The 6,239-nt window shown below is 67.2% G+C and carries 9 protein-coding genes; 4 read left to right on the top strand and 5 right to left on the bottom strand.

Annotated elements, in window-relative coordinates; translation table 11 throughout:
* Positions 1-150 (bottom strand): LL-diaminopimelate aminotransferase (locus NTX40_05240; GenBank protein MCX5648487.1); only part of this gene is annotated, 150 nt, incomplete at its 3' end.
* Between the two features lie 101 nt (positions 151-251).
* Positions 252-1,292 carry an FAD-dependent monooxygenase gene (locus NTX40_05235; protein ID MCX5648486.1) on the bottom strand — a complete coding sequence of 347 codons (1,041 nt, stop codon included), beginning with the start codon at positions 1,290-1,292 and terminating at the stop codon, positions 252-254.
* 233 nt (positions 1,293-1,525) lie between these two features.
* Between NTX40_05235 and NTX40_05230 the strand changes: the two genes are divergently transcribed.
* The 4 genes from NTX40_05230 (at position 1,526) to NTX40_05215 (ending at position 3,193) form a co-directional block, all read left to right on the top strand.
* On the top strand, positions 1,526-2,371 hold the full coding sequence (locus NTX40_05230) for an NAD(P)H-binding protein (GenBank protein MCX5648485.1): 846 nt from the start codon (positions 1,526-1,528) through the stop codon (positions 2,369-2,371).
* Positions 2,372-2,552: 181 nt separating this feature from the next.
* Positions 2,553-2,867 (top strand): nucleotidyltransferase family protein, encoded by a 315-nt coding sequence (locus NTX40_05225; protein MCX5648484.1) that lies wholly within the window; start codon positions 2,553-2,555, stop codon positions 2,865-2,867.
* On the top strand, positions 2,854-3,099 hold the full coding sequence (locus tag NTX40_05220) for a DUF86 domain-containing protein (GenBank protein ID MCX5648483.1): 246 nt from the start codon (positions 2,854-2,856) through the stop codon (positions 3,097-3,099). Before NTX40_05225 ends, NTX40_05220 begins: the two co-directional genes overlap by 14 nt.
* Before the next feature lie 19 nt (positions 3,100-3,118).
* Positions 3,119-3,193 (top strand): hypothetical protein, encoded by a 75-nt coding sequence (locus NTX40_05215; GenBank protein MCX5648482.1) that lies wholly within the window; start codon positions 3,119-3,121, stop codon positions 3,191-3,193.
* A 40-nt stretch (positions 3,194-3,233) separates the two neighbouring features.
* On the opposite strand, the gene priA is transcribed toward NTX40_05215, so the two are convergent.
* The 3 genes from priA to NTX40_05200 all read right to left on the bottom strand — a co-directional run.
* Positions 3,234-5,498 carry a primosomal protein N' gene (gene priA, locus NTX40_05210; protein ID MCX5648481.1) on the bottom strand — a complete coding sequence of 755 codons (2,265 nt, stop codon included), beginning with the start codon at positions 5,496-5,498 and terminating at the stop codon, positions 3,234-3,236.
* 51 nt (positions 5,499-5,549) lie between these two features.
* Positions 5,550-6,014, bottom strand: a complete 465-nt coding sequence (smpB, locus tag NTX40_05205; GenBank protein MCX5648480.1) for an SsrA-binding protein SmpB — start codon at positions 6,012-6,014, stop codon at positions 5,550-5,552.
* A gap of 7 nt (positions 6,015-6,021) precedes the next feature.
* Positions 6,022-6,239: hypothetical protein (locus tag NTX40_05200; protein ID MCX5648479.1), on the bottom strand; the 218-nt coding region annotated here is incomplete at its 5' end.

The raw sequence follows: 6,239 nt of genomic DNA, 5'->3' as shown, positions 1-6,239 counted from the left end.
GATGATGAACTTCGGCGTCGGGGTGTCGGGGTCGCCGATCCCCAGGTTGATGACGGGCCGCCCGGCCGCGATCGCCGCCTTCTTCTTGCGGTCGATCTCGGCGAAGAGATACGGGGGCAGGGCCTTCAGCCTGTCACTCCGCGTTTGCATCCCGGGCGAATCCTTTCGCGTTTTGTCTGCGAGTTTTCCGACCCGTCGGCATTCATTAGCAGACCGTGAAGTGGCTTGCAAGGGCTATCTCGCCCGCCCTGTCAGGGACACCACGGCAGGCGAAGGACGGCGCGCCGGCATCGCGGCGAAAAGATGACGCGCGCCTTGAGGAACTTCCGCCGGACGCGGCGCGCGAGGCGACGGAACACTTTCTCATAGTTCCTCGCCGGCTGATTTCCTCCGACCGCTTCTCCCGCGGCCGCGCCGCTTTCGAGGGCAAACGAAATCCCCTCGCCGCTCGACGGGCTCACGAGACCCGCCGCCTCGCCTGCCAGCAGGACCGGCCCCGCGCCGCCGAAAAGTTCCCTCCTCGCGCACGGGCGCCCGAGCCCCCGCGCCGACCGCTCGAGGATTTCGCCCCCGAGGGCTAGCGACTCGCGCACCCGGGCCAGGAGGTCTTCGAAGCGCCGGCGGGCGCCGTGCGGATCGCCGAATGCGCTCCCGACGAGGACGGCCCCCGGCTTCGGAATGGCCCACGCGTAGAAGTCCGTGTGCCGGCTCGAAAAGAAGACCTCGTGCGCGTCGAGGTTTTTACCGGCCGCCAGGCTCACCTGGATGGCCAGCGCGGTCCGCGGCCCCGGTCGTTCCGGGAACACCGTGCGCCGCACGGCTGAGCGCGCGCCGTCGGCCCCAACGAGGAGCCGCGCCGAGAGGCTCTCCGTCTTGCCGTCCCGCACCACGTGGACCACGACGCGGCCGGGTTCGCGTTCCAGCCCGGCGAAGTGTGCGTGCGGCAGGAACTCGGCCCGCCGGCGCGCTTCCTCGAGCAACCAGGCGTCCAGTTTCGCACGGTCCACGTTCCAGTAGCGCCGCCGGTAAGTTTGTTCCAGGCCCGAGTCGAGGTCGCGAACGTGGACCCTTTGCGGGGCGGGCTGCACCCGCACGGTTTCTGGCAGGTCGAGCCCGAGGCGCGCGAGGGCCCCCTGGGCGTCCGGCGCGAGCAGGCCGCCGCAGCACCGTCCGTCGGCTGGATCGCCGCGGTCCACAAGAAGCGCCCGCGCGCCGGCGGGCAATCGCATGGCGGCCGCACACCCGGCGGCCCCCGCCCCCACGATGATGACGTCGAAGTCCGTGCCCGCCAAAGGTCCTCCTTGAACGCAAGCGCGAAGACAGGACCACGCCAATGTAACCGTTCCGGAGGAGCCGGTAAACGTTTTAGCGGGGGTCGTTCCCGGCCCGCGCCCTTTCTTGCGCCAGGTTGACTTTTGTCAAATGCGCGCCGCCCGCGCGAGCAAGCCAAAAGGCCGTCTCACACGGACGGCGCCGCCGCTGGTATAATGAGGCGCGGCATCCAGAGTCCCGGCGAGAGGCGGCCATGACGGATCAGGAACTTCACGTTGTGACCGGGGCGTTCGGGTACTCCGGCAGGTGCATCGCCGAGCGACTCCTGGATGCGGGGCACAGCGTGCGGACGCTGACGGATTCGCCTCATCGCGCCAACCCGTTCGGTGGGCGCGTCGAGGCCCAGCCGTTCCACTTCGACGAGCCGGCCCGCCTGGTGGAGGCGCTTCGGGGGGCACGCGTCCTCTACAACACCTACTGGGTCCGGTTCAATACGCGCGAGTTTACATTCGCCCAGGCGGTGCGCAATTCGCGTACGCTCTTCGCGGCGGCTGAGGAAGCGGGTGTCGGTCGCATCGTCCACGTCAGCATCACGAACCCGTCGGAGGATTCGCCGCTGGAGTATTTCCGTGGCAAGGCCGAGGTCGAGCGGGCCCTGGTCGAGTCGGGCCTGCCGCACACGATCCTCAGGCCGGCGGTTCTCTTCGGGCGCGAGGACATCCTCGTGAACAACATTGCGTGGGCACTGCGGCGGATGCCGGTGTTCACTGTCTTCGGCGACGGCCTGTACCGTCTCCAACCGATCCACGTGGACGACTTGGCGGCACTGGCCGTCCAAGAGGGCCGGGCCGACGGCAGCCGCATCATCGACGCCATCGGCCCGGAAACGTTCACGTACCGCGGCCTCGTCGAGACCATCGGCCGGGCCATCGGCAAAGTCCGGCCCATTCTCTCGGTTGCGCCGACCGTGGGCTGGCTGGGGGCGTGGCTCGTGGGCAAGGTCATGGGCGACGTGATGCTTACGCGGGACGAGGTCCGAGGGCTGATGGCGGGCCTCCTGGCGACCGATTCGTACGCGCCTCTCCGACTGGGCCCGTGAGCACGCCGATACGCTGGGCATGCGCTACGCCAGCGAACTCGCGCGCCAGCGCAATCGCGGGAAGGCGTACGACCAGTTGTGACACCCACGCACCGGAGGGGTGCGGCTTCGCTGGTGGGAGAAAACAGTTGCCGCCAAGGCACGGTTGGCGTAATGTTGCCAGCGAGGAGGAGATGGCGTCATGGCTCCTGCGATTCGTGTGGATCGAGACCGCGTGGCCCAGTTCTGCCGCAAGTGGAAGATCGCCGAACTCTCCCTGTTTGGGTCCGTGTTAAGGCCGGACTTCAAGGCGGAGAGCGATGTGGACGTGCTGGTCCGTTTCGCCCCCGATGCCGACGTGGGCCTCTTGGATCACGTGGCCATGCAGGAAGAACTGTCGGCCATTCTGGGGCGCCCCGTGGACTTGGTGAGCCGGCGGGCCGTGGAGCGCAGCCGAAACCGCATCCGGCGCGAGGCCATCCTTTCGCGGGCGGAGCCCATCTATGGCGCGCGATGACGCGACGGTCGTGGATATTTTGAATGCCGCTCGACTTGCCCGGACCTTCGTGGAAGGGATGGATAAAGCCGCCTTCCTGAAAGACGCGAAGACCCAGTCGGCCGTCCTGCATCAGTTGCTGGTTCTCGGTGAAGCCGTGCGGCGGCTGAGCGAGCCTTTCCGGGCGCGCCACCCGCAGATTCCGTGGCGATTGATGGCCGGCATGCGGATACCAACTCATCCACGAATATGACGACGTGGATTTGGAAGAAGTGTGGAAGACGCTGACTGCCGACGTTCCGGCTGTCCAGGCGGCCCTCGGGAGCGAGACGCAAGACCAGCCGTGACGCTCCCCCCTTTCCCCGGCGCCCCCCTCGCAGGGCTTCCTTACAGCGTCGATTGCGGGTCCACGTCGACGGCCAGTTGCGTCCCCGGCGGGGCCGTCAGGTTCCCGCGCACACCGTCCCAGAGATGCAGGAGGGCCTTCGCGGTGCGGGCCTTCAGGAGGATGTGATAGCGCCAGTAGCGGCTGAGTTTCGAAATAGGGCAGGGCTGCGGGCCCAGGATTCCGACGCCGGCGATGCGGGCGGGCTCGGCCAGGCTCTCCGCGATTCGCTTGATGCCGTCCGCGGCTTTGGAGCGGCTCTTCGAGCGGACGATGATCCGCGCCAGGCGTCCGAACGGCGGGTACGTGCGCGACCGGCGCGATTCCAGTTCGTCCCGCGCGAACGATTCATAATCGTGCTTCGCCGCCAACTGGATCGCGAGGTGTTCCGGCTGGAACGTCTGGACGAAGACCTGGCCGCCTTTGGGTCCGCGGCCCGCGCGGCCGGCGACCTGCATCACCAGTTGGAACGTCCGTTCGTTCGCGCGGAAGTCCGGCAGGCTGAGCGCCGTGTCCGCGTTGATGACGCCGACGACCGTCACGTTCGGAAAATCCAGGCCCTTGGCGACCATCTGCGTGCCGAGGAGGACGTCGATCTCGCCGTCGCGGAAGGCCGTCAGGATGGTTTCGTGCCCGCCGCGCTTCCGCATGGCGTCGGCGTCCATTCGCCCGAGGCGGATCTCCGGGAACTTTTTCAGGACTTCCTCTTCGACGCGCTGCGTCCCCATGCCCCAGTAGTTGACGCTCTCGGCCGAGCAGGCCGGGCACCGCTGGGGCGGCTTCTCCGTCTTGCCGCACCAGTGGCACTGGGCGACGCCCGGTTTCGCGTGGTAGGTCATGCCGACGTCGCAATCCGAGCATCGCAGCACCCAACCGCATCGCACGCAGAAGAGGTGGGTCGCCCACCCGCGCCGGTTCAGGAAGAGGATGGTTTGTTCGCCTTTTCGGCGGGCCTCGGCGATGGCCGACTCCAGCGACCGCGAGAGGATGTGATGTCCCTTGCGCTCGGCCGCCTCCTTCCGCATGTCCACGATCGAGACGGGCGGCATGGGCCGGCCGCCGATCCGCTGCGTCAGCCGCGCTTCCTGGTAATGTTCCAGTGTCCGGCAATTCTGGTAGGATTCGAGGCTCGGGGTGGCGCTGCCCAGGATGACCGGCACGCCCACCAGATTTGCCCGCATCACGGCGACGTCGCGCGCATGGTATCGCGGGGCCGTCTCCTGCTTGAACGAGTTCTCGTGTTCCTCGTCGATGACGATGAGGCCGAGGTCGCGGACGGGCGCGAAGACGGCGCTGCGGGCGCCGATGACGACGTCGGCCCGCCCCTCGGCGATGTCGCGCCACTGGCGATGGCGTTCGGCATCCGTCAGGTGCGAGTGGAGGACGGCCACCTGGGTGAACCGCTCGCGGAATCGGCGGATGGTCTGCGGCGTCAGGGCGATCTCGGGCACCAGGACGATCGCCTGCCGCCCGCCCGCGACAACCTCCGCGATTGCCCTTAGATATACTTCCGTCTTGCCCGAGCCCGTGACGCCGGCGAGCACGATGACGCCGAACGCGTCCGCCGCAATCTGGTTCTTGATCCGCTGGAGCGCCAGTTGCTGCTCGCTCGTCAGGTGGACGGCTTTGGGTTCCTCGAGCGGAATGAAGAGTTCCCGCGCCAGTTCATCCACCTTGCGCGTCTCGATCCGCACGAAGCCTTTCTCTTCGAGTGTCTTGATGACGGCGACGGTGCAGCCGGCGTGGCGCGCCAGTTCCCGCGGTGCCACGGGTCCGCCTGTTTCGGCCAGGCGGTCGAGCACCCGGCGCTGCTTCGACAGGATCTGGTCCGCTTCCGATTCCGTCTTCTCGGTCCGCACGACGAGTTGGACGGTCTTGAATCCGGCGCCCCGCTTCACGGCCGCCGGGAGAATCGCCTCGAACACCTGCCCGATCGGCGTCACATAGTAGCGGCTCATCCAGAAGGCGAGGTCCACGAGGTCCTGGGAGAGGAGCGGCTCGGCATCCACCGCTTCCAGGACCTCCTTGACCGCGGCCAGGTCCGTCTTATCCAGGCCCGCGACGACCCAGCCGGCGAGTTTTCGGTTCCGCGGTCCGAAGGGCACGCGCACCCGCTGGCCCGCGTACAGCCGGCCGCGCAGCCGCTCCGGCACGGCGTAGGTGAAGGTGCGATCTAGGCCGATCGGTAAGGCTACCGAGATGAAGGGCGTTTCGAGAGGGGGCCGCGGTGTCGCTACGTCGGTTTCGGGCATAGTTATCGCGCTCATGGCCCTGGAATCATCGGCTGATTTCGGGCGGCGACTTGAGGCGGTCGCCGCTCACCGTCGCCGATGGCGTCGGGCCAGTTCCCTGGCGATGTCGCGTTCGCTTTCTCGGCGTTTGAGGGTCTCGCGCTTGTCGAACTCGCGTTTGCCCCGGGCGACCGCCAGTTCCACCTTCGCCCATCCGCGCTTGAAGTACACCGTGAGCGGGATGAGCGTCATTCCCTTCTCGACGGCCTTGCCGAGGAAGCGCACGATCTCGCGCTTCTTCAGCAGGAGTTTCCTCGCTCGCCGAACGTCGTGCCCGAACTGGTGCGCCTGGGTGTACGGCCCGATGTGCATGTTGTAGAGCCAGACCTCGCCGTCGCGGACGCGGGCGAACGCCTCGTCAATGTTGCCCTTGCCCTCCCTCAGGGCCTTTACTTCCGACCCTTCGAGCACGAGGCCCGCCTCGATCGTCTCGTCCACGAAGTAATTGAACCGGGCCTTCTTGTTTCGGATTCGGGGCGTCTTGGTGGTCATGGCGGCATTATAGCATCAGCCCGACCGCGGCAAAAGGGCCGGGGTGGGGGCGGGCGGTCCGGAGCGCTTGGCCTTCAATAGGCGCTGTCGCCGCAAAGTGATAATGTCCGGTTTCCGCAAAGTAGAATTGTCCTCTTTCCGGCCGGGTGGCCGGGAGGAGGACGAGGATGGAACTGCGGATGAGCCGGAAGGAACGGGATTGGTTGAAGGTGGTGGCGGCGTTGG

It is taken from the genome of Planctomycetota bacterium, assembly GCA_026387035.1.
Lineage (GTDB): Bacteria > Planctomycetota > Phycisphaerae > FEN-1346 > FEN-1346 > JAPLMM01.
Note: the sequence above shows the minus strand (reverse complement) of the source record. Positions and strands in the feature narration are given on the sequence as shown.

Coding starts and splice junctions, on each gene's coding strand:
- NTX40_05230 (MCX5648485.1), top strand. CDS start 1,526: ATGACGGATCAGGAACTTCACGTTGTGACCGGGGCGTTCGGGTACTCC.
- NTX40_05225 (MCX5648484.1), top strand. CDS start 2,553: ATGGCTCCTGCGATTCGTGTGGATCGAGACCGCGTGGCCCAGTTCTGC.
- NTX40_05220 (MCX5648483.1), top strand. CDS start 2,854: ATGGCGCGCGATGACGCGACGGTCGTGGATATTTTGAATGCCGCTCGA.
- priA (MCX5648481.1), bottom strand. CDS start 5,498: ATGAGCGCGATAACTATGCCCGAAACCGACGTAGCGACACCGCGGCCC.
- smpB (MCX5648480.1), bottom strand. CDS start 6,014: ATGACCACCAAGACGCCCCGAATCCGAAACAAGAAGGCCCGGTTCAAT.